Source organism: Propionibacterium sp., assembly GCF_047719395.1.
GTDB lineage: Bacteria > Actinomycetota > Actinomycetes > Propionibacteriales > Propionibacteriaceae > Propionibacterium.
This window is the reverse complement of sequence record NZ_JBDNTB010000012.1, coordinates 25688-46656: the sequence shown is the minus strand read 5'-3', so window position 1 is coordinate 46656 and position 20969 is coordinate 25688. Positions and strand designations below refer to the sequence as shown.

At 62.0% G+C, this 20969-nt stretch carries 17 protein-coding genes and 1 pseudogene; 13 read left to right on the top strand and 5 right to left on the bottom strand.

What is annotated here, in order from left to right:
- Window positions 1–1586: 1586 nt before the first annotated feature.
- The 3 genes from ABF648_RS03550 to ABF648_RS03540 all read right to left on the bottom strand — a co-directional run bounded on the left by ABF648_RS03550 (window position 1587) and on the right by ABF648_RS03540 (window position 6316).
- Complete coding sequence (locus ABF648_RS03550) at window positions 1587–2168, bottom strand: glycosyltransferase (protein WP_415630917.1); 582 nt, start codon at window positions 2166–2168, stop codon at window positions 1587–1589.
- Between the two features lie 717 nt (window positions 2169–2885).
- On the bottom strand, window positions 2886–4235 hold the full coding sequence (locus ABF648_RS03545) for a sugar transferase (RefSeq protein WP_415630916.1): 1350 nt from the start codon (window positions 4233–4235) through the stop codon (window positions 2886–2888).
- A 632-nt stretch (window positions 4236–4867) separates the two neighbouring features.
- Complete coding sequence (locus tag ABF648_RS03540) at window positions 4868–6316, bottom strand: catalase (RefSeq protein ID WP_415630915.1); 1449 nt, start codon at window positions 6314–6316, stop codon at window positions 4868–4870.
- A gap of 186 nt (window positions 6317–6502) precedes the next feature.
- On the opposite strand from ABF648_RS03540, the gene ABF648_RS03535 reads away from it, so the two are divergent.
- Window positions 6503–7084 (top strand): TetR/AcrR family transcriptional regulator, encoded by a 582-nt coding sequence (locus ABF648_RS03535; protein WP_415630914.1) that lies wholly within the window; start codon window positions 6503–6505, stop codon window positions 7082–7084.
- 27 nt (window positions 7085–7111) lie between these two features.
- Here ABF648_RS03535 and ABF648_RS03530 read toward each other — a convergent pair whose 3' ends face one another.
- Complete coding sequence (locus ABF648_RS03530) at window positions 7112–7894, bottom strand: helical backbone metal receptor (protein ID WP_415630923.1); 783 nt, start codon at window positions 7892–7894, stop codon at window positions 7112–7114.
- Between the two features lie 275 nt (window positions 7895–8169).
- Here ABF648_RS03530 and ABF648_RS03525 point away from each other — a divergent pair, with 275 nt between their 5' ends.
- The 11 genes and pseudogenes from ABF648_RS03525 (at window position 8170) to ABF648_RS03475 (ending at window position 19275) form a co-directional block, all read left to right on the top strand.
- Window positions 8170–8862 carry a glutamine amidotransferase gene (locus tag ABF648_RS03525; protein WP_415630913.1) on the top strand — a complete coding sequence of 231 codons (693 nt, stop codon included), beginning with the start codon at window positions 8170–8172 and terminating at the stop codon, window positions 8860–8862.
- A gap of 394 nt (window positions 8863–9256) precedes the next feature.
- On the top strand, window positions 9257–10786 hold the full coding sequence (locus ABF648_RS03520) for an ArnT family glycosyltransferase (protein ID WP_415630912.1): 1530 nt from the start codon (window positions 9257–9259) through the stop codon (window positions 10784–10786).
- Window positions 10783–12663, top strand: coding sequence for a glycosyltransferase (locus tag ABF648_RS03515; protein WP_415630911.1), 1881 nt, complete (start codon window positions 10783–10785; stop codon window positions 12661–12663). The genes ABF648_RS03520 and ABF648_RS03515 overlap by 4 nt, the downstream gene beginning before the upstream one ends.
- Window positions 12664–12752: 89 nt before the next feature.
- Entirely contained in the window at window positions 12753–13919 is a 1167-nt protein-coding gene (locus ABF648_RS03510) for a HoxN/HupN/NixA family nickel/cobalt transporter (protein WP_415630910.1), read from the top strand.
- Window positions 13920–14034: 115 nt separating this feature from the next.
- Entirely contained in the window at window positions 14035–14337 is a 303-nt protein-coding gene (locus tag ABF648_RS03505) for an urease subunit gamma (protein ID WP_415630909.1), read from the top strand.
- Window positions 14338–14347: 10 nt separating this feature from the next.
- Window positions 14348–14653 (top strand): annotated as a pseudogene (locus ABF648_RS03500) (urease subunit beta); the annotation flags it as partial.
- Between the two features lie 140 nt (window positions 14654–14793).
- Window positions 14794–16506, top strand: a complete 1713-nt coding sequence (gene ureC / locus ABF648_RS03495; protein WP_415630908.1) for an urease subunit alpha — start codon at window positions 14794–14796, stop codon at window positions 16504–16506.
- Between the two features lie 9 nt (window positions 16507–16515).
- Window positions 16516–16983: an urease accessory protein UreE gene (locus ABF648_RS03490; protein ID WP_415630907.1), complete on the top strand. Its 468-nt coding sequence runs from the start codon at window positions 16516–16518 to the stop codon at window positions 16981–16983.
- Window positions 16984–17055: 72 nt separating this feature from the next.
- Window positions 17056–17838 (top strand): urease accessory protein UreF, encoded by a 783-nt coding sequence (locus ABF648_RS03485; RefSeq protein WP_415630906.1) that lies wholly within the window; start codon window positions 17056–17058, stop codon window positions 17836–17838.
- A gap of 28 nt (window positions 17839–17866) precedes the next feature.
- Window positions 17867–18484, top strand: a complete 618-nt coding sequence (gene ureG, locus ABF648_RS03480; RefSeq protein WP_415630905.1) for an urease accessory protein UreG — start codon at window positions 17867–17869, stop codon at window positions 18482–18484.
- Window positions 18481–19275, top strand: coding sequence for an urease accessory protein UreD (locus tag ABF648_RS03475; protein ID WP_415630904.1), 795 nt, complete (start codon window positions 18481–18483; stop codon window positions 19273–19275). The genes ureG and ABF648_RS03475 overlap by 4 nt, the downstream gene beginning before the upstream one ends.
- Here ABF648_RS03475 and ABF648_RS03470 read toward each other — a convergent pair.
- On the bottom strand, window positions 19272–19631 hold the full coding sequence (locus ABF648_RS03470; protein ID WP_415630903.1) for a MarR family transcriptional regulator: 360 nt from the start codon (window positions 19629–19631) through the stop codon (window positions 19272–19274). The two genes, ABF648_RS03475 and ABF648_RS03470, sit on opposite strands and share 4 nt — an antisense overlap.
- A gap of 275 nt (window positions 19632–19906) precedes the next feature.
- Here ABF648_RS03470 and ABF648_RS03465 point away from each other — a divergent pair, with 275 nt between their 5' ends.
- Window positions 19907–20944: a substrate-binding domain-containing protein gene (locus ABF648_RS03465; RefSeq protein ID WP_415630902.1), complete on the top strand. Its 1038-nt coding sequence runs from the start codon at window positions 19907–19909 to the stop codon at window positions 20942–20944.
- Window positions 20945–20969: the final 25 nt, after the last annotated feature.

Genomic DNA, 20969 nt, shown 5'->3' with positions numbered 1-20969 from the left:
GATCCGTTTGTGACCAGTAACCCATCCCTTCGCTCACGATCTACCCAGTGGAAATAGGTTTACCAAGCCAGAGTGAGCGGGGCACCCAAAAAGGATTAACCCAAGGAAGTTCGCCCCCCAACGTGGGCTCTCCTGGGAGTAGTAGATCAGGGTATCCACTGTCTGCTTGAATCCGTCGAAGCCCATGCTCAGCAAATATTCCCTGAGGTCTTGTTGTGTAAGTGCGCTTGACGCAAATGACGTAGATAGTGTGTTATCTCGTAGGTCCTTTACTAAAGCGAAGACAAATAGTAGGAAGAATGTCGCCGCTCCAGTGTACAGTGCCTTGATAACTGGTCGGCAAAAGTCGAAAACCAGTAATGTCACAGCGAAGGCGATTCCCAGAGTTGGAATCTGGGCAGTGCTGGCGGAAAACTCACTATGCAGACGACAGCACCAACCAGAAATAGGCGCACCCGAGAGATATTGTGGAGCGCCCGCTCGGGCGAGTTCCTAAGAGCGATGATGTTCAACCGCAGAGCCACGACGGCAAAGCTGCGAGCAATGAACAGTCCCTGGGGAGCCTCCCAGGTCTTCCGTCGCGTCAGCGCGAGCCGTGAGGAGCTGGCTGGGCCCAGCTAACACACCAAGCGCAGCCACAACCGCGGTGAACACCAGGCTTAGCTTCAGCGCAAGCCGGATAGAGCGCTGCGTGAAGACGCTCCCCGCGAGGGAACTCTTCGACGACCTGCGTATCCATTTTCCGTACGGCGGTGAGCTGACACGAGTCCCATGCCCACTAGCAGAGAGAGCAGACCGAGCGCTAGGACGAAGAGTCCCGCGTTAAGTTGTTCCGTACTGTAGGAGCCGCCGAATGGCTAGCTATTCTTCCTTATCTGGAAGGCTGCAGGGACCGCCAAGAACAGCGCGAAGAAGTAGGAGATGCCCACATAAGTCCGCCCACCCTCCGGGAGAGGACAGTTCCCAATAGCACCGCCATGGTGGCTGCCACGAATACACCCGAGACAAAGGCGGGGTCCGTCGATCTCTGCGCGCCGATGACAATCACGATCACAAGCAGCACGATCCCGAAGGGATAGGCCGCTGAAGAAAAGAACACCAACGGCAAGTCAGCGTGACCAGAGCTGTCGCGCTCCTCACGTGGACGCAAGCCTGAAACCGCAGGCGTCAGCATCCGCAAGCCCTCGCACCTTGAACCTGAGTCTCACCTTCGGTTGGGTGCAACTGTGCTACTGCGAGCTGGCTCTCTCCCCCATACGAGCTGGCTCTCTCCCCCATAGGAGAGCCGAGCCACAGCCTTCAACGCAACAGGGAGGTCGAAGTCCGCAGTGGACCCGCACAATTGTTGTCGCAGCATGTCAAGCATTCTTCCACTCCCATCTTAATCTGACAAAGCAACAGGACAGCCGCAAACTTGTGCCTCAACTGACGGAAGGTCAAAACCTTCAACCAGAGATGGAAGACAAGGGCCTTGACATGTCGATACAATCAAATCACCTCCTTGTCTGGCACGCGGCCAAGCGCAAGAATCCTGGATTGTCCGCAATAATCATTGCGACTTGGGTCGCAGAACCATTGGTAGACTGTCATTTCGCCCTCACCATCCATTCCTGGATTTTCCGACAGAATCGGCTCCTGCCAAATCGTTCGACCATGCTCATGGAATTGATGCTTGAGCTCAGGTCCATGGCGGCTGCGACAGCTCGACCAATGGCATTTGGTTCATCCGAACTGGCCGTTACCCCGGAAATACCATCGATATGGGATTCCGTTGCACCGCCGATTCTGGTGGTGACCACTGCTGTGCCTGCTGCGTGAGCTTCCACCGGCATGATGCCGAAATCCTCAATGGCCGGGAAAACAAAGAGTCGGGCGGATTGGTAGAGTGCGTACAGCAAAGGAGTAGATGGATCGATCACAAACCTCACGAGTACGTTGACCTCCTCGGCCATTGCCCTCAGGTGAGCTTCCTCCGGTCCTCCACCTGCAATAACGACTGGAATGTCAACTTCTGCACACGCCCGAATAACCCAGTCGAGGCGCTTGTACGGAACGAATCTTGATGTACCGAGAATGAATTCTTCTGGCAGCGCTTCAATTTCACTCAACTCTTGGGAAGTAAGTCTGATTCGCCAATCAGATACGCTCTGAATCAGCTCCACGTCCACCGGACGGAGAAATGGCGGAGGAGCTTGTGCCATACACGTCGGACTCGCTCTTGAACAAACTTCGAATTTGAGGCAATGGAGATTACTTCTTGCGCCCGACGGAAATCCAGAGGCTTGAGCATCGACGACACGCCTCTGGTGGCTAGCCACTTCCCCGTTCATCCAATTCCTGCTCCCAAATATAGCGAGCGGGTGTGTGAGTGTATACAAACTTTGGCACTCTATCCCCAGCGAGGTTGCGAACATCTACGTGATGCGCAAAGAAATGCGAACTCACCAACACCCAGTCGTAGACGTCGGTAGGAGGTACAACGTGCCTCCTACGTGCGGCATGAGTGGCAGCGCCCATGCCTTGTGATGACGCAGCGGGGTCCGTGCGAGCCATGGCTCATGAACGCCAATGTACTTTTCGGGTGCGTCATTCCATAGGGCAAGAAGATCTGCTGCTGGGAATGCCTGCCGCATAGCGTCTACTACTCGTTCGGACCCGCCACGGAGGGCCAACCACTCATGAACAATCAGACCGCTCATTGGGCGGACTTTCGCGCAATGAAAGCCACAGACTCTCCGACCTATAGCCCATAAATGGGTCAACAATTCTTGACTTCGCGACTCTATTCGGGGTCTTCAGAGGTGTGCTCTCCAGCAGCGCACCCACTTGGACGAAGTGACCTCCGTGAAATGTCTGAGTCCTTCAAACCGTGCTGCCAGTTGACGTCAATAGGCCCCATCCGGCCTCAGAACCACCCGCACTGTCTTGAGAATGATCATGAGATCCCCCACCAGCGACCAATTCTCCACATACCGAAGGTCGAGCCGGACGCTCTCCTTGAGAGATAGGTCTGAGCGCCCGTTCACCTGCCACAGACCGGTGATTCCCGGTTTGATGAGCAGGCGACGGTAGTAGGCGCGGCTGTACTCCGACACCTCCCGCAGCAATCCGGGTCGTGGCCCCACCACACTCATACCGCCCCTCAGCACGGACCAGAATTGTGGCAACTCATCGATCGAGTACTTCCGCAGGATCCTCCCGATGGGTGTGATGCGGGGGTCGTTCTCCATCTTGAACAACAGCGCTTTCCCACCATTGGCGTCGATGAGTGCGTCGATCTTCGCCTCGGCATCCACGCACATGGTGCGGAACTTGTGCACTGTGATCGTCGTGCCCCGCAGCCCGATGCGGTCCTGGCGGAAGAACACCGGACCACCGTCGTCTCTCTTGATGAGCCCTGCCACCACCAGGAACACCGGTGAGAGCAGAACGAGCGCGATCGCCGAGACCACGATGTCGAAGCCGCGCTTGAGCCAAAGCCTCCAGCCTCTGAAGCGAGGCAGGTCCACGTGCACCAGCGACAAGCCCTCCACGTCGCTGATCTGTATTCTCGGCCCCGCTATGTCCATGATTCGGGGCAGGAATATGAGCTCGGTTGGTCTGCTCTCCAATTGCCAGGCGAGATCGCGCACGATCGAGCGTCTCAAACCATCAGCGATGATGACTGCACCATAGGTTCCCTCTGTAGCAGCCCAGATCAGGTCATCAGGCCTGTGAACAATCACATCTGGTGGTAGCTCGGTATTGGAAGCGCTCGGCCCCACGACGCAAACACCTGCTGCCCGGTAACCCACATCAGGTCGCTTTTCGAGCGTACGCAGCAGGTCGCTCACCTGAGGTGCAGTGCCCACGAGGAGTGTCGACGTCATGGCCCGGCCCTTGACACGTTGGGCGCTGATGACCTTCCTGAAAGTCCATCGCTCGAGCAACAGCATCGTCACGCCCACCGGGAGAGTGATGACGAACAGCCATCGTGAGATCGAGGCCTGGAGCACGTACGACACCACCGCCCAGGCACCGAAGAACCACAGGCTGGCTTCGACGACTCTTCGGTACTCCTCAAGCCCCGCCCCGAGCAGTCTCGTGCAACGCGCCCCTGCAGCGCCCATGACGAGGAACCAGGTAGGGATGGCCACCACGGCAAGCATCCAGTAGGAGATACCGATCAACCCGGTAACCCGGGAATCCGGATCCACCCAGAAGCAGACAGTCACGAGCACGGAAGCAGCGATCACCAGGAAATCGGCACAGGACAGGATTGCGCGAACTTTCCGTTGCCAGCTCCTGCGAATGCCCGTTACGGTCTGCGTTTCCGACCAGGGAAAAGACATTTCTGTGGCTGCTTGTGCTGCAGACAACCCGATCCCTTCGTTTGTCAGGAGTTTTCGCGTTTGTCAGGAGTTTTCCACCCTGCTGCGAATACGAACTGACGAATCCGAACCAGTGAATTTCAGAGGTTTCTCAACTGGTTATCGTATAGATGATAAGGAACTGAGTCGAACTCTGGGGCGAAATCTCGGTAATCGTCTGGAAAAGGATCCGCATCTGCACAAGTAAGGCCGACGCTCCCACGGGGCTCCTCACCGGTGATCGTGCTTGTCGACCCATATTCGAGCCTTCCGCAATGAGCCCGTGCCCGAGCAACCGGGCAGCATTCGCAACCATCAAGTAACCATTGATGCCATGGCCGACCTCATCCGCACTCGGTTCCAGAACCCATGGGAACCCCGAACAACCCCTTGTCGCACGGGCATGACGGAAGCACGCAGAACCGGGCGTGAAAAACCATCGGTCTCCAGTGCCGTAACCACCCATTGAGACTGGAGAATCCTCAGAAGTTCACGCCCGGTTCTTCATCAGGCAAATCTCAGACCTGCTTCGCGATGGCTGCACCCACCTCGGAGTCGATCTTGGTCCAGTACTCGATCATGTGGGTCTTCACCGGCTCTTCCACATCGGTGTCGACGATCTGGCTCACGAGCGTGTCCACAAGATCGGCGCGCTCCTTGTCGCTGAAGACGTCGCGCACCAAGGAGTGCGCCTGGCCGAAATCATCGTCCTCAGCATGCAACCGGGCTGCAGAACGCACCAGGTCACCGTCGTTCTCCCAGGAGTCATCGGCCTTGCCCTCACCCACAGCCCAGGGGCGCCCGTAGGAATTCGGGGCGTACACCGGCGCATTGCCCGAATCCGCGACGCGCATGTGCCCGTCGAAGGTGTAGGCGTTGGTCGGCACGATCGGACGATTCACCTCCAGCTGCTCGAAGTTCGGCCCGATACGGGTGCGAGCGGCGTCGTTGTAGGCGAACACCCGGCCCAACAGCATCTTGTCCGGCGAGAAACCAGTACCCGGCACGGTGTTGGACGGCGAGAACGCCGCCTGCTCGATCTGACCGAAGAAATTCTCCGGATTGCGGTTCAGCTGGAACTTGCCGACCTCGATGAGCGGATAGTCCTTGTGCGGCCACACCTTGGTGAGGTCGAAGGGATTGAAGCGGTACCCCTCGGCGTCCTCATAGGGCATGATCTGCACCTTGAAGGTCCAGCTCGGATAATTGTTCTCGGCGATCGCGTCGAAAAGATCCTCACGGTGATAATCGGCATTCTTGCCGGTGATCTCCATGGCTTCGTCGTTCGACATGTTCTCCACACCCTGGTCGGTGTGGAAGTGGTACTTCACCCAGAAGAGCTTGCCCTCGGCATTGGTCCATGAATAGGTGTGCGAGGAATAGCCGTTCATGTGGCGCCAATTGCGCGGCAGGCCACGCGGGCCCATCAGATAGGACACCTGGTGCGCCGATTCGGGCGACAGCGTCCAGAAGTCCCACTGCATGTTCGGGGAACGAAGCCCCTTGTCAGGAAGCCGCTTCTGGGACCGGATGAAGTGCGGGAACTTCAGGGGATCGCGGACGAAGAAGACCGGCGTGTTGTTGCCGACCATGTCGAAATTGCCCTGCTGGGTGTAGAACTTCAGCGCGAATCCGCGTACATCGCGCCAGGTGTCGGGTGAGCCCTGCTCACCGGCCACGGTGCTGAACCGGGCCAGCATCGGGGTGTGACGACCGAGCTGAAGGAAATCGGCCTTCGTGTAGGCGCTCACATCGTGGGTGATCTCGAGCTCGCCAAAAGCACCCGAGCCCTTTGCATGGGGGCTGCGCTCGGGGACCCGTTCACGATTGAAGTGCGCGAGGGTTTCCACCAGGTGCACGTCATGAAGGACGACCGGGCCGTCCGTGCCTACCGTCAGCGAATGCTCCTCGCTGATCGCTGGGGAACCGTTCTCGTTGGTCGGCGGATTCTTCGGATCGATGGCCATTGTGTTCTCCTCACTGCTTGTTGCGCGTCGCTGCGTGCGTCGCGGCCTTCGATGGGCCGGGGCTCTGCGTGTACTGAGGTTCTGCTTGTTCCATCTGTTCACTTGTTGTCTGGTCGGCGCGGACACCGCAACCGACCGCCACACCCATGCTTTCACGCTTGGCAAGCGGTTTCTACGATGGGGACCGTGCCCGAGCAACCGCGCAGCATCCGCAGCCACCAAGCCATCATCGAGGCCACGGCCGAGCTGATTCGCACCCGGGGTGTCTCCGGCATCTCGATAGCCGACATCATCGCCGAATCGGGCACCTCGGCAGGTTCGATCTATCACCACTTCCCCAACAAGCAGGCCATCGTGGTGGAGGTGGCTCATCAAGCAATGCGCTGGCCACTCACTGCGATCGACGCCTACGCCGACAACCCCTCCTCCCCCGCCGAACTGTTCGGCTTCGCCGTGGAAGCGCTGCGCTTCGACACCGACCTGGCAGATCTACTGGTGCAACTCGGCTCTGGCGCCCTCACCGATGATGGACTGGGACGCCACCTGCGTGCTGAGTTCACCCAACTGCGCGATGCCCTCGATGCGACCCTCGGCTCATGGGCGGAGTGCAACGGCGTCGCCCACGAACGCGTGAATGGCCTGGGTCAGATGCTGGTGGGGCTCATCTTGGGCTTCGCGGCCCAACGCGTGCTGGTGGACGAGTTCAACGATGAGGCCTACCTGGCCCACGGCAAGGCCCTGCTCATGGCGCCGGTGGAGCGCAACTGAGCTAGCGCAACTGAGCTGGAGTGGTCCTCAGCCGACGAGCTGCTGTATCTGCGCGCGGGCATCGGCGAGCGCGGGGCCGTACCAGGCCAGCGGACGCTCAGGGACAATCCGCACATCCATGCCGGGGAAGCACTCGGGGCCATCGCTCGGGGTGAATGAGTAGGGCGCGTCCATGAGCAGTACGAGGTCGGCGCCACTGGCCTTCAAGGCATCCAGCTCGAGCTTGGGATAACGGGCGTGCTGCCAGTCCTCGATGGGGAGCGGTGCCAAGCCGACACAGCTGCGGTGCAGCACATCGGCTGCATAAGTGTCTGGGCCGATGACCATCCAGGGGTCGCGCCAGATGCACACGATGGCGGTCCTGGTGATGGGCGGATCGGGTTCGAGCCAGTTGTTTCGAGCCTGCACCAACCAGTCGGGCGGGGCCACGCCGAGAGCTTGGTCGAAGAGCCGGCCAAGACTGCTCAACGCCTGGTCCACGGTATCGATGCTTGTCACCCACACAGGGACGCCGGCATCGCGGAGCTTGTCCACGTCGAAGCGGCGATTCTCCTCCTGGTTGGCGATCACCAGATCCGGGTGCAATGCGGCAATGGCTTCGCGATCGGGGTTCTTGGTGCCGCGTACACGGACAACCTCGTGCCCGGCGCGCCGTTCGATGTCAGCCGGGCGCACGCACCAGTCGGTGCACCCCACCAGCAGCTGCGGTACCGACTCGGCGAGGGCCTCGGTGAGCGATGGAACGAGGCTCACCACACGCTGCACAGGTTGGGGAAGCTCCACCTCGTAACCCAGATCATCTCTTGTCACCACTACATCTTCCTCCACGCACCTCAGCTGCCCGCATCCACGATGGCGAGCGGTGGAGCGTCGCTGTTCGAGTGCCTGGAAAAGTGACGGTGACCTTGTGGGCAATTCGATTCCATTCGGACCCCAGTGTGCGATGCCTGGAACGGCCCAGAAGGCGTCCTACAGGCAATCGCGCGTTTGGATTCCGCACAGTTTGCTCGTGAGACCCCGAATTACCGTCCTCAGCACGTGAAACTCCCGCAAATACGGAAGCGGGATTGTGGTTGCATGGGCACATGCCCACACTGACGGTCGTCCAGCACGTTGCATTTGAAGATCTCGGCGCATACGAACCGGTGCTGCTCGATTACGGCTACGAGATCCAGGTGCTCCAAGCGGGTGTTGACGACCTCGCTCCGATCAAGACGGCAGACCTTGCGATCGTGCTGGGGGGTCCCATCGGTGTGGGCGATGTGGACCGCTATCCCTGGCTCGCCCAGGAACTGGCGACCGTCTCTGACCGCGTCAATTCCGGTCGGCCAACCCTGGGCATCTGCCTCGGCGCCCAGCTGATGGCCTCAGCTCTGGGCGCGCGAGTGGCGCCGACCGGCACCAAGGAAATCGGCTACGCGCCGCTGGAACTGACCATTGACGGACGCAACTCGATCCTGGCGCCCTTCGCCAATCAGCCGGTGCTGCACTGGCACGGCGATCACTTCGAAATTCCCATGGGTGCAAAACTGCTGGCCAGCACGCCGATATGTACTGAGCAGGCATTCGCGCTGGGCCCGAACCTGCTCGGTTTCCAGTTCCACATCGAGGTTCGCCCTGACCACATTGAGCGCTGGCTGATCGGTCACACCCAGGAACTCGGCGATGCCGGAATCGATCCCCGCACCATACGCCACGACGCAGCACGGCTCGGGTCCCTGGTGGCCGAGCGGGGCGTCACGGTGCTCGAGAGCTGGCTCAAGGGCCTCGACGACTGAGCCGGTGCCCGGCGGAGTCCCCCGTCGCCCCCGACAGGGTGTCATGGGTTCATTCCATTTCGCCCTGAAAGCACGTGATGTGATCTACCGCAGATGCGTAAACATCCCTCACTGATCTTTGGCATCAGTCGAAAGTCAGCTCTAGGCTGACTCGCGACAATCGTGACAAATGTGGTTCCTGAATCGTCCTCCAGCCCGAGACATGCTCATGTGAACCAAAGGACGAATCGAGGTACCCACGACGACCACGGCGACATATCAACTCGTTCGCACTGAAATCCCGAATACGCGCCATGGGTTGTCGGCCGTGTGGAGCGACTGGGACAGCCCAGCAACAGGCAGGCGAGTTCCTGGCAGCGTCCCTATCGGCATCATTGCCGCCCTGGTTTCCCTCGTGGTATCGGCATTCATCGTACGCACCGGCTTCAACCTGGCGTATTCCGACGCTCAATCGCATCTGACCATCGCCCGGCAACTCCTCGACACTCGCAGCACCCCCGGCCTGGTCCAACTCGGCACGGTATGGTTGCCGGTTCCTCACCTGCTGTTGGCACCTCTTGTTCTTGTCCTGTGGCTGTGGCACACCGGCTGGGGTGCAGCGATACTCGGTGCAGTGTGCCTGGGTGTCACCGCTGCGAGTCTCTACAGAGTCATGGCCAGGTGGGGAGCCGGTCGGTTGGGCAGGCTGGCGGCAGTCGGCGTGGTTGTCGTCAACCCGACCATGCTGTATCTGTCCTCTACTGCACTTACCGAGCCGGTACTCATCGCGTGCATGTCGGCCAGCCTCGCGGGCATCGCCACCCTTGCCACCCGGCGCCGCCTCTCCAGCCCCGGGGAAGCCGCCATCTTCTGCGGGATCCCCGCTGCTCTGGCGGCTCTGTGCCGCTACGAAGGGTGGGCGCTCGCCGTCACCGGAGCCGTCTTCGTGGGTGTGCTGAGCTACCGGCGGAGCAATGGCAAGGCCTCCAGAACGATTGCGATGATGGTGGGATTCATAGCCCCGCCGCTACTTGCGATGTCGTGGTGGGTGGGGTTCAACTGGGTCGTCTTCCACCAGCCACTGGAGTTCCTCAGCGGCGAGTACTCAGCAAATGCTCAGCAAACCGGCGTCATCTCCGCTGGAACGAGTACGCAAGCACATCTCGCAGCCACCATACGGACATTGAACATGGCGGTCTCGTCGAGCGCGGGCTGGGTACCGCTGGTTGTTGCCGCGATGGGACTGCTCGTGGTGCTATTCAGACCGCACAGGCTCCTGCCTCTGCTGTTCCTTGTGACATCGGCATCCAGTTATCTTTTCCTGGTTGTTGCGCTGTACACCGGACAAGCGATCATCTGGAACAAGGCCACGGGGGCTTCCTATGCCTGGAACAACCGCTTCGGCATGGCCAGCATCCTTCCCATCGCCCTGCTCACCGGCGCCGGCGTCGAAGCGCTGGCCCACGCCGCCCGAAAGACAGGTATACCCACACCGGGAATTCGGGCTGTGGCAGTTCTGTGCGGTGCTTCCCTCATGATCGCGCTGGTGGCCCAGTCGATGTGGATCTTGCAGCGTCCGACCGAGCGATCTCTGGTTCTCACCGAAGCCGCCGAGTCCTGGGACGCTGGAACCTACTCACGCCATGCCGCGGAATGGCTGCACGACCACTACGACGGCGGCGGCATACTCCTTGATGAGACCATCAACAAGAATGCCAATCTTCCCCAGATCGGGATTCCGCTCCGTCAGTTCTACATCCGCGCCGACGACACCCTCTTCGACCAGGCGGTGGCCGATCCGCTCGGCCACGCACGATGGATATGGATGAGCTCCAATCAATCCGATGCTGTACGGCAGGCAATGGCCCCCGAAGAGGTCCGGAGCCACTATCGAATCGCATACCGCAACGAGGAGATCACGATTCTTGTGAGGACTGACAGATGACAACCCTCGGCAAAGGACACAATCTGTCGCCCGACATGCCATCAAGTGACCATGGGATGCCCACGATTGACTCCCGGATGGCTGATCCCCAACTGCTCATTCGCATGGGCTACGGCGCTGATGCCGTGAATGTAGAACGCAACTCGATTCCCTGGTGTCTGGAAGGCACGACACTGTGGATTGCTGCCTCTGAGCCGGTGGGCGTCTCGATGGAAATGGCCATTCGTGATGAGCTCGCCGAGAAAAACCAAGATCGCGTGCACTTCGACAACCTGGGGTTTCTGGCTGCGAGTCATGAGACAATCGCCGCTGCCCAACGGGAACTGCGGGAACAACTGAGGGTTGAGGCGTCCGAGAGACTCGCCGAGGATCATCCCCGCTTCTCGGCCCGAGACGGTCTGCACAGTTGGCAGATGGCGTTTCCGGCAATCCTCATCGCGCTCGGGGGTATCGGTTTCCTGACGGGCTGGCAGCGGATGGTCATCATCTTTTTCGCCGTCGGCAATGTATTCTTCTTCGCCAATGTAGGGTTCAAGGTGGCGGCGGCTTGTGCCAGGCCGGGCAGGAGAATCCGCGACAATCGGTTCAGATCAGCAGAAGCGCGCCTCGTGGCAGAATCCCACCCGCTCACCGCGCTACCCACCCCGCCGGAACAGAATTCCACACACCACAAACAGCTCGACGATGAATGGCCCATCTACTCGATTCTCATCCCTGTTTACAAAGAGGCAGGCGTACTGGCCCAGGTAATACGAAGTATCGGTGAGTTGGACTACCCGCACGACAAGCTCGATGTCATGGTTCTTCTCGAAGAAACAGATACTGAGACAATCGAGGCCGCTCGGACCGCGCGTCCCCAGCCGTGGGTAAGACTCGTCATTGTGCCCGACGGCGAGCCCCGCACCAAGCCACGTGCCTGCAACTACGGGCTTCAGCTGGCTCGGGGCGAATACGTGGTGATCTACGACGCGGAGGATCGCCCCGATTCCGACCAGCTCAAGCGGGCACTCATCAGTTTCAGGCAAGACGCACTTCTCCGTGAATATGGGAGCTCCACAAAAACGCTGGCCTGCGTTCAAGCCTCACTGAACTTCTACAATCCTGACTACAACGTGCTCACCCGTATGTTCTCCATCGAGTACGCGCAATGGTTCGATTCCATGCTCACCGGACTGGATGTGTTGAATACTCCAATGCCGCTCGGCGGCACGTCCAATCATTTCTTGCGCAGCGCGCTCATGGAGGTTGGCGGGTGGGATCCCTACAACGTCACAGAGGACGCCGACCTTGGACTGCGTCTCACTGCTTCAGGCTATCGCGTGGACATGATCCGCTCTACGACTTGGGAGGAGGCCACCCCTGAGTTAGTGCCGTGGATCAAGCAGCGCACCAGGTGGATCAAGGGCTACCTCATCACCTCTGCCATCAATTTGCGGCGTCCCCTGCGTTGGGTCCAGCGCAATGGCATACGAGCCTCCATTGCGATGTTCGGCCTCATTTTTGGCACCCCCATCTCCTTCCTGTTATATCCGATTACCCTGCTCTTCACCGCATTCGCATGGCTTATCGGCCCGGTATTCCCGATCTGGATACCCTGGCCGCTTCTCGTATTCGGGATGTTCAACATGATCGTCATGAATCTGGCCATGATAATCAGTTCTGGCTGTGCGGCCTGGCGCCGCTACAACTGGCGCATCGCCTTCTTCGCCGTGTTCCTGCCCATCTATTGGCTGCTTCACTCAGTGGCGGCCTGGCGGGCAGCGATTCAGCTCATCTATGCGCCATTCCAATGGGAGAAGACACCCCACGGTCTCACCGAGGAGTACGACGACGAGATCGTCGACACGCATGGTCTTGCGCACTCTGCACGGGGCTGAGGCTGACCGCTGTTACAGCCCTACCGCCCTGAGTAGGGTTTGACACGGCCTGTGGCGAGAAGCACTGCGAGAGAGGAATCGAATACCAGATGAGCACGACGACTCTCAACGAGGCACCTTCGGGCCCAGCCAGGGTCAAAGCCATGCTCGCCTCGCTGGGGCCAGAGGACCGAAGGTCGCTGGCCGGGATGGCTGCTGTCATCGCCGCGCTTCACCTCATCGGCTTCGGTGTGCTGTTCGTGCTCGTGGCGCCGAAGCACTACGCGCTGGGCGGCAGCACTCCGGTATTCACCGTGGGAGTTGGGTTGCTGGCCTACACCTTCGGGTTGCGCCATGCTTTCGACGCCGACCACATCGCCGCCATCGACAACACCACTCGTAAGCTGCTCACTGATCGTCAACGCCGGGAGTTCGAAAGCCTCGGTTTTCAGCGCCGCCCCTTGTCCGTGGGTTTCTGGTTCTCGCTGGGCCACTCGACGATCGTTTTCGCGTTGGCATTCCTGCTGAGTGTTGGGATCCGTGCGCTGGCAGGCCAGCTCAGCGATGGCGGGTCCGCGCTGCGCACCGTCACCGGGATCATCGGCTCAGCGGTGTCAGGGGTGTTCCTGTGGATCATCGGGATCCTCAACCTCGCGGCCCTGATCGGGATCGTGCGCGTCTTTCTTGGGATGCGTAGGGGGCAGTTCGATGAGGCCGAGTTGGAACACAGCCTCGACCAGCGCGGCTTCATGAACCACTTCCTCGGCGGGCTGACCAGGTCGGTGCGCAAACCCGCGCACATGTACCCGATCGGAGTGCTCTTCGGTCTTGGCTTCGACACGGCCACCGAGGTCGGCCTGCTCGTGCTGGCCGGTGGAGTTGCGGCTTTTCACCTGCCGATCTACGCCATTCTCGTGCTGCCGGTGCTTTTCGCCGCTGGGATGTCGCTGATGGATGCCCTCGACGGAGTGCTCATGAACGGCGCCTACGGCTGGGCCTTCTTCAAACCGGTGCGCAAGGTCTTCTACAACCTCACCATCACCTCGATCTCAGTGATCGTTGCCCTTGCCATCGGCACAATCGAGATCGTCAGTGTGCTCGCAGACCAGGCGCACATCGAAACAGGGATGCTCGCCGACATTGCTGCCATTCCGCTCGACATCGCCGGATACGGCATCGTCGCACTGTTCCTGCTGGCCTGGATCGTTGCACTCGGCGTGTGGCGGATCGGTCATGTCGAGGAGCGCTGGTCTGCAGATCTGCAGATCAGCGACTGAGGCCTCCAGCCTCATTCGGGCCGCCGCTGCGGCAAGAATCGGAACATGGATCCGAGCCGGCGAGCCGCGGCTAAACTCGCTTTCACTTGGTAGCAAAACCGACGGGAAGGTCGCCATGCAGCTCTCGCCCCGCGAGCAGGAGAAACTCATGATCGTGGTCGCCGGAGACCTCGCCCACAGGCGACGCGAACGGGGCCTGAAGCTCAACCACCCGGAGGCCACCGCCTACATCAGCGCAGAGCTCATCGAGGCGGCCCGCGACGGTCGCACCGTTGCGGAACTCATGTCTCTCGGCGCCACCCTGCTGACAAGGGATGATGTCATGGAGGGCGTGCCCGAGATGTTGCACACCGTGCAGATCGAAGCCACCTTCGTGGACGGCACGAAACTCGTGACGGTGCACGATCCGATCAGATGAGAGGTTGAGCGTGATTCCAGGGGAATTTCACCTCGGTGAGGAGCCGATCGAGATCAACGCGGGGCGGCCGAGCATTGAGCTCAGTGTGCTCAACACCGGCGACCGGCCGATCCAGGTGGGCTCGCACTACCACTTCGCCGAGACCAACTCCGCGCTTCACTTCGACCGGGACGCGGCCAGGGGTTTCAGGCTGGACATCCCCGCTGGAACCGCCATCCGCTTCGAGCCGGGCGACGCGCAGACCGTGCAGCTGGTCGCCATCGGTGGCGCCCGCCGGGTCTACGGCCTCGACGACCAGGTCGATGGACCACTCGATCCCGGCCCGGGCGCCACAGGCCCCGCAGGTGCCCACTCACCGGACGTCACCTCCCCCGCATCCGAGCTGCCCACCGGCGACTCGTCCCAGGATGAATCGCCGGTTACCGATGCCCCCGACGCCGGAACGAGATTGCAGTCATGAGCCGCACACTTTCCAGGCAGACCTATGCCGCACTGTACGGACCCACCACCGGCGACTCGGTGCGCCTGGCCGACACCGATCTGTGGGCCAAGGTCGAGCGCGATTGCACCATCTACGGCGACGAGGTGGTCTTCGGCGGGGGCAAGGTGATCCGCGACGGCATGGGCCACAACGGCCAGTTGGTGCGCGACCAGGGCGTGCCCGACACCGTCATCACCAATGCCCTCATCATCGATGCCACCGGCATCTACAAGGCCGATGTGGCGTTGCGGGACTCGCGCATCTTCGCGATCGGCAAGGCCGGCAATCCCGACATCCAGGATGGCGTGGACATCCCGATCGCGGCATCCACCGAAGTCATCGCGGGTGAGAACAAGATCCTCACCGCTGGCGGCATCGACGCCCATGTGCACTTCATCAGCGTCGACCAGATCTGGACCGAGCTGGCCTCGGGCGTCACCACGATGATCGGCGGCGGCACCGGCCCGGCCGACGGGACCAACGCCACCACCATCACGCCCGGCTCATGGCATCTGACCAGGATGCTGCAGGCCACCGAGGCCTTCCCGATGAATGTCGGCTTCTTGGGCAAAGGCCATGCGTCCCGGGTTGAGCCGCTGGCCGAGCAACTGCGAGCCGGCGCGATGGGCCTGAAGATTCACGAGGACTGGGGCGCCACCCATTCGGCGATCGACACCTCGCTGCGCGCCGCCGACGAGTTCGACGTGCAGGTGGCAATCCACACCGACACACTCAACGAGTGCGGCTTCGTGGAGGACACCATCAAGGCGATTGCCGGGCGTTGCATCCACACGTATCACACCGAGGGCGCTGGCGGAGGCCACGCACCCGACATCATCCGGATGGCCGGGCTGGCGAATGTGCTTCCCAGCTCCACAACGCCGACGCTTCCCTACACGACCGACACCATCGATGAGCACCTCGACATGCTCATGGTCTGTCACCACCTCAACCCGCAGGTGCCGGAGGACATCGCCTTCGCCGACTCGCGGATCCGCGCGGAGACGATCGCCGCCGAGGACGTGCTGCATGACATGGGCGTGTTCTCCATGGTCTCCTCGGATTCCCAGGCAATGGGACGCGCAGGTGAGGTGATTCTGCGCGCCTGGCAGGTGGCCGACTGCATGAAGCAGCGTCGCGGCTCGCTGGAGGGCGACTCGGAGTTCGACGACAACGAGCGCATCAAGCGTTTTGTGTCGAAGTACACGATCAATCCGGCCATCGCGATGGGCATCGCCGCCGAGGTGGGTTCGGTCGAGGTGGGCAAGTGGGCCGACCTGGTGCTGTGGGAACCCGCCTTCTTCGGGGCGAAGCCGTTCATGGTGATCAAGGGTGGCCAGATCACCGACGCCGTGATGGGTGACCCGAACGGTTCGATCCCCACGCCGCAGCCGCTCACGATGCGCCCGCAGTTCGGGGCCTTCGGCGCCGCGCCGGGCAAGAATTCGCTGACCTTCATGTCGCAGGCTTCAGTGGACGCCGGGGTGCCAGCGGAAGCGGGTCTGCACCGCGAGGTGGCAGCAGTGCATGGCGTGCGCCAGCTCACCAAGGCCGACATGGTGCACAACAGCGCCACGCCTGACATTCACGTGGATCCGCAAAGCTATCAGGTGAGCGTGGACGGCAAGCCGATCACCTGCAAACCGGCCGACCAGCTGGCTCTGGCCCAGCGCTACTTCCTGTTCTGAGGCAACATCGTGATCATCGAGGAATTGCAGGGCAATGTCGTCGACATCGACGCTGCCGAACTGAGGAGTCTGCACGTGGAGACCGTGCGTCTCGACGAGGAGGACCTGCGCAAGCCCGTGCAACGAGTGTGCAGCGACCACGGTCACGAGTACGGCCTGCGGCTGCCACGCGGTACCGTGCTCGCCGATGGTGACCTCATCGCCCGCAACGATCACGGCATCGTGGTGATCAAAGTGGCATCCACAAGGGTGATCGTCATCACGCCGGTGAGCACCGAGCAGATGGGGCGGGTGGCTCATGCCCTCGGCAACCGCCACATGCCCGCCCAGTTCAGCACCCACGCTGACGGCACGACCGAGATGGTGATGCCCGAGGACCACACGACCATCAGCTACCTGCGCCACGAGGAGGTGCCGTTCTCGGTTGAGGAGCGGGTGCTGACCGAGCCCTTCCACCATGCCGAGCACACCCACTGAGTCAGAGGCGGTCGGCCCAGGGGCTGCGCCGACCGCCGGCTCGGCCGACCAGCTTCATGGCAAGGCTCTGACATGAGCACTGCGAGGAGTAGCTCGCCTTCCCGAAATGACGCAGCCAACACAGCAACCGGCCGGACTGGGTTCACCTCTCACCCCGACTGGAACCAGACGCTCCCCTTCGCGCCCTGGCGGTTGCCGCTCGCACAGATCCTCGACTCTGCCGCCCCCACCGGAACTTTTTCGCACTCCTTCGGCATGGAGACCGCTCTTGTCAGGGGAGTAGTGCATGACGCGGACAGCTGCGCGGCGTGGCTGCGGGCCTATCTTTTCGGGTCGCTAGTGCTCAACGATGCCCTCGCGACCCGGCTGGCCGCCCAGGACTTGTCCGCCGAACAGCTGTGCGATCTGTCGGATTACCTGGAGGCATCGGTGATGGCACCCGAGGCGCGGCGCGCCAACAGCGCCGTCGGCCGGCGGATGCTGCAGATCGCCGCAGATGGGTTCGGCATCCCGGTGGTGCAACAATTCGCTGAACTTGCTGGTCAGCGGCACATTCATCCGCATCCGGCGCTGGTGGCGGCTGCAGTGGGTTGCGGGCTGGGCGCGCCGTGGCAGGAGACCTGCGGGCTGTACCTGTACTCCTGCCTCACCAGCCTCGTGCAGAACGCGGTGCGCGCCATCCCCCTGGGTCAGGTGGCTGGGCAGGCGGTGCTCGCCGGCCTGACGTCACCGGTCGTGGATGCAGTCATGGCCGCCGAACACGCCGACGAGCACGATCTCGGCGCAAGCAGCCCGCTGCTCGACGTCTACCAGTGCGAGCACGAGACCCAGCTCGGCCGCATGTTCATCTCGTAATCTCGGCAGGACAACGGAGGGAGTATTCATGTCACGACAGGCAATCCGGGTGGGAATCGGCGGACCGGTAGGGGCCGGCAAGACGCAGCTGGTCGAGCGAATGACCCGCGCGCTCACCGACGAATTCTCGATGGCCGCTGTCACCAACGACATCTATACGATCGAAGACGCCAGGATCCTCACCGCTACGAGCGTGCTGCCCCCCGACCGCATCGTCGGCGTGGAGACCGGCGGCTGCCCGCACACCGCCATTCGCGAGGACACCTCGATGAACGAAGAGGCCATCGCAGGGCTGCTCGAGACCCACCCCGATCTGGAAATCATCTTCGTGGAGTCCGGGGGGGACAATCTGTCGGCAACCTTCAGCCCGGAGCTGGTGGACGCCTCCATCTACGTCATCGATGTGGCCCAGGGCGAGAAGATCCCCCGCAAGGCAGGCCAGGGCATGATCAAGTCGGACTTCCTGGTGATCAACAAGATCGACCTGGCGCCCTTCGTCGGTGCCGACCTCGACGTGATGCGCGCCGACTCCCTGCATTTCCGCGGTGACAAGCCATTCTGCTTCACCAACCTCAAAACGGATGAAGGCCTCGACGCAGTGCTCGACTGGCTGCGTCACAACGTGATGATGGTCGACCTCAGGTGACCCGGACCGGTGAGGCGCGCCTCACCCTCGCCAACCGCGGCAGCCGAACCATTGCGGCGGAGCAGTACTGCCGCGGCGCGCTCAAGGTGATGCATCCCAGCGTCGGGGCGGGGCCGGCCACGCCGCGCTGGACGCTGGTGAACCCCGGCGGCGGCTTCGTGGACGGTGACCGCTACAGCGTGAAGATCGAGGTTGCCGAAGACGCCGTTGCGGTGGTGGATGCGCAATCGGCCACCAAGATCTACCGATGCCAACGCGACCACGCCCAGCAGAACATCGCGGTGACCCTGGGCTCCCACGCCACGCTGAGCCTGCGGCCGCATCCCCTCATCGCCTACCGCGACGCCCGCTATGTGCAGGACATGGTGGTCACGATGGATCCCACAGCCACTTTCGTCAGCCGGGAGTTGGTCACCGCCGGTTGGTCGCCTGATGGTGCCCGGTTCAGCTACGGTGCACTGCGGCTGCGCCAACAGGTGCGCTTCGCCGACGGCCGACTGGCGCTGGTGGACAACCTCGTGCTCGAACCGGACGCGTTGGACCCGTGCTCCCCCACGGTGCTGGCCGGTCACACCCACCTGGGCACACTGACCGTGGTCGCTCACGGCCTCCCCGACGTTGCGCGGATTCGTGAAGTGTGCGCTGAGTCCCGCGGCGCCATGGGCCCGGAGACGAATTGCCGCTGCGGGGTCGGTGGCATTCCCGGCACCTCGGTGCTGGTCCGCTGTCTGGGCGGCTCCACCCAGCAGGTCGAGCACCTGCTCGACACCGTGGAGACCCTGTTGTCCTAGCGAACCCCGCCGAGCGCATCGGCCAACGCGACCAGTCTGGCAAGTCCCAGTTTGGAGATGTAGATGAAGGTGGATCGCCGGTCGCGTGGATCAATCTCGCGGTAGACCAGGGACTTGGTGGCCAAGATGTCGATATGCCTTGTCAGCGTCGGGGATGTGGCGCCAGTTGCCTTGGCCAGGTCGGTCATCGACATGCCCTGAGGTGTCACCTCGGCGAGCGCGGCGAGCGCCAGAAAACCCTCGAGGCTGATCCCGACAGCCCGTGACATGGACGCCACATCTGCCATGAGCGCGCGTGCCTCGCGGATCTGGTGGAGCGCGTCGGCAGCAGGACTCAGCGCGGTTCCAGTATCCATGGACATCACGACCTCCATCACTTGTCAGACATCTGGTCAAGTGAACGACAGGTTACAGGGCTTTCTCCAACCTCTGGACGCCGCGTCGGCCCGCCTGCACTCGTGCCGATTCGGCCCTCGGGCTGGCCGGCCCCGCCCTGACCCTGGGACGCCCGTAGGCTTGAGGAGATTCGTGGGGCCTCACGCGACGGCCAGAACACCAACAGTCGGCCAGTGAGAACAGAGCACTGCATACCAACGCGATCGGGGGTGAATCCGTGGTCTACAGGATCGGGATGGTCCTCCCCCTCCAGGGGCCGGGCGGCCTCTATGGGCCCTCGGCGATGGCCAGCGCCGAACTCGCAGCCCAGGAGATCAACGACGACGGCGGACTGCTCGGCCAGCAGATCGAACTCGAGTGGGTGGACGGTGGCGAAGCCCCGGGGGCGATCGCCCGCGATGTGGATCAGCTCATCTCGCATCGCGGTATCCAGGCGATCGCCGGCTGGCACATCTCGTCGGTGCGCAATGCCCTCGTGCCCGTGGTCGCAGGCCGGGTGCCCTATGTCTATCCCGCGCTCTACGAAGGCGGCGAGGCCCGACACGGCGTGTATTGCACCGGCGAGAAACCCGAGGCCTATCTGCTGCCCGCGCTGCGCTGGTTCCAGTCCACCCTGGGTGTGCGCCGTTGGTTCCTGATGGGCGACGACTACATCTGGCCCCGCCGGGTGTGCGAACTGCTGGAGCAGCGCGCCGCCTCGCTCGGCGTGAGCATCGCCGGACACCGCTTCCTCTCCTACGGCAGACCCGATCCGATCGGCATGCAATGCGGTCTGGACACCATCCGCGCCAGCCACTGCGAGGGCGTCATCTCGTTGATGATCGGGCAGAATTCGGTGGACTTCCACCGCGCCTTCGCCCAGGCCGGCCTGCCGGACAGTGTGGTGAGGCTGTGCCCGCTGTCCGACGAGAATGTGCTGATGGCCAACGGCGCCCCCAACAATGAGGGGCTGTATGCCGCCAGTGCCTACTTCAACACGCTCACCACCGAACCGGCTCTGGACTTCATCGGCCGCTACTACCGTTTCTACGGCGACGGTGCCCCCGCGCTGTGCGGACCCGCCGAGTCGTGCGTCGAAAGCCTGGACGCCCTGGTCGCGCTGGTCCGCAAGGCCGGCTCGCTGAGCACCACCCAACTCGACCGCGTCGTCAACGGCACCAGCTTCCGGAGCCCCCGCGGCACAGTGCGCTTCCGCGGGAACGAGATCCAGCAAGCCGTCTACCTCGGCAGATCCGACGGCCTCCGGTTCGATGTGCTGACCGACATCGACTGAGCCTGGCAGGGCCACACACTCCTGG

Coding starts and splice junctions, on each gene's coding strand:
- ABF648_RS03540 (WP_415630915.1), bottom strand. CDS start 6,316: ATGGCCATCGATCCGAAGAATCCGCCGACCAACGAGAACGGTTCCCCA.
- ABF648_RS03525 (WP_415630913.1), top strand. CDS start 8,170: ATGCCCACACTGACGGTCGTCCAGCACGTTGCATTTGAAGATCTCGGC.
- ABF648_RS03515 (WP_415630911.1), top strand. CDS start 10,783: ATGACAACCCTCGGCAAAGGACACAATCTGTCGCCCGACATGCCATCA.
- ABF648_RS03510 (WP_415630910.1), top strand. CDS start 12,753: ATGAGCACGACGACTCTCAACGAGGCACCTTCGGGCCCAGCCAGGGTC.
- ABF648_RS03505 (WP_415630909.1), top strand. CDS start 14,035: ATGCAGCTCTCGCCCCGCGAGCAGGAGAAACTCATGATCGTGGTCGCC.
- ureC (WP_415630908.1), top strand. CDS start 14,794: ATGAGCCGCACACTTTCCAGGCAGACCTATGCCGCACTGTACGGACCC.
- ABF648_RS03485 (WP_415630906.1), top strand. CDS start 17,056: ATGAGCACTGCGAGGAGTAGCTCGCCTTCCCGAAATGACGCAGCCAAC.
- ureG (WP_415630905.1), top strand. CDS start 17,867: ATGTCACGACAGGCAATCCGGGTGGGAATCGGCGGACCGGTAGGGGCC.
- ABF648_RS03470 (WP_415630903.1), bottom strand. CDS start 19,631: ATGGATACTGGAACCGCGCTGAGTCCTGCTGCCGACGCGCTCCACCAG.
- ABF648_RS03465 (WP_415630902.1), top strand. CDS start 19,907: ATGGTCCTCCCCCTCCAGGGGCCGGGCGGCCTCTATGGGCCCTCGGCG.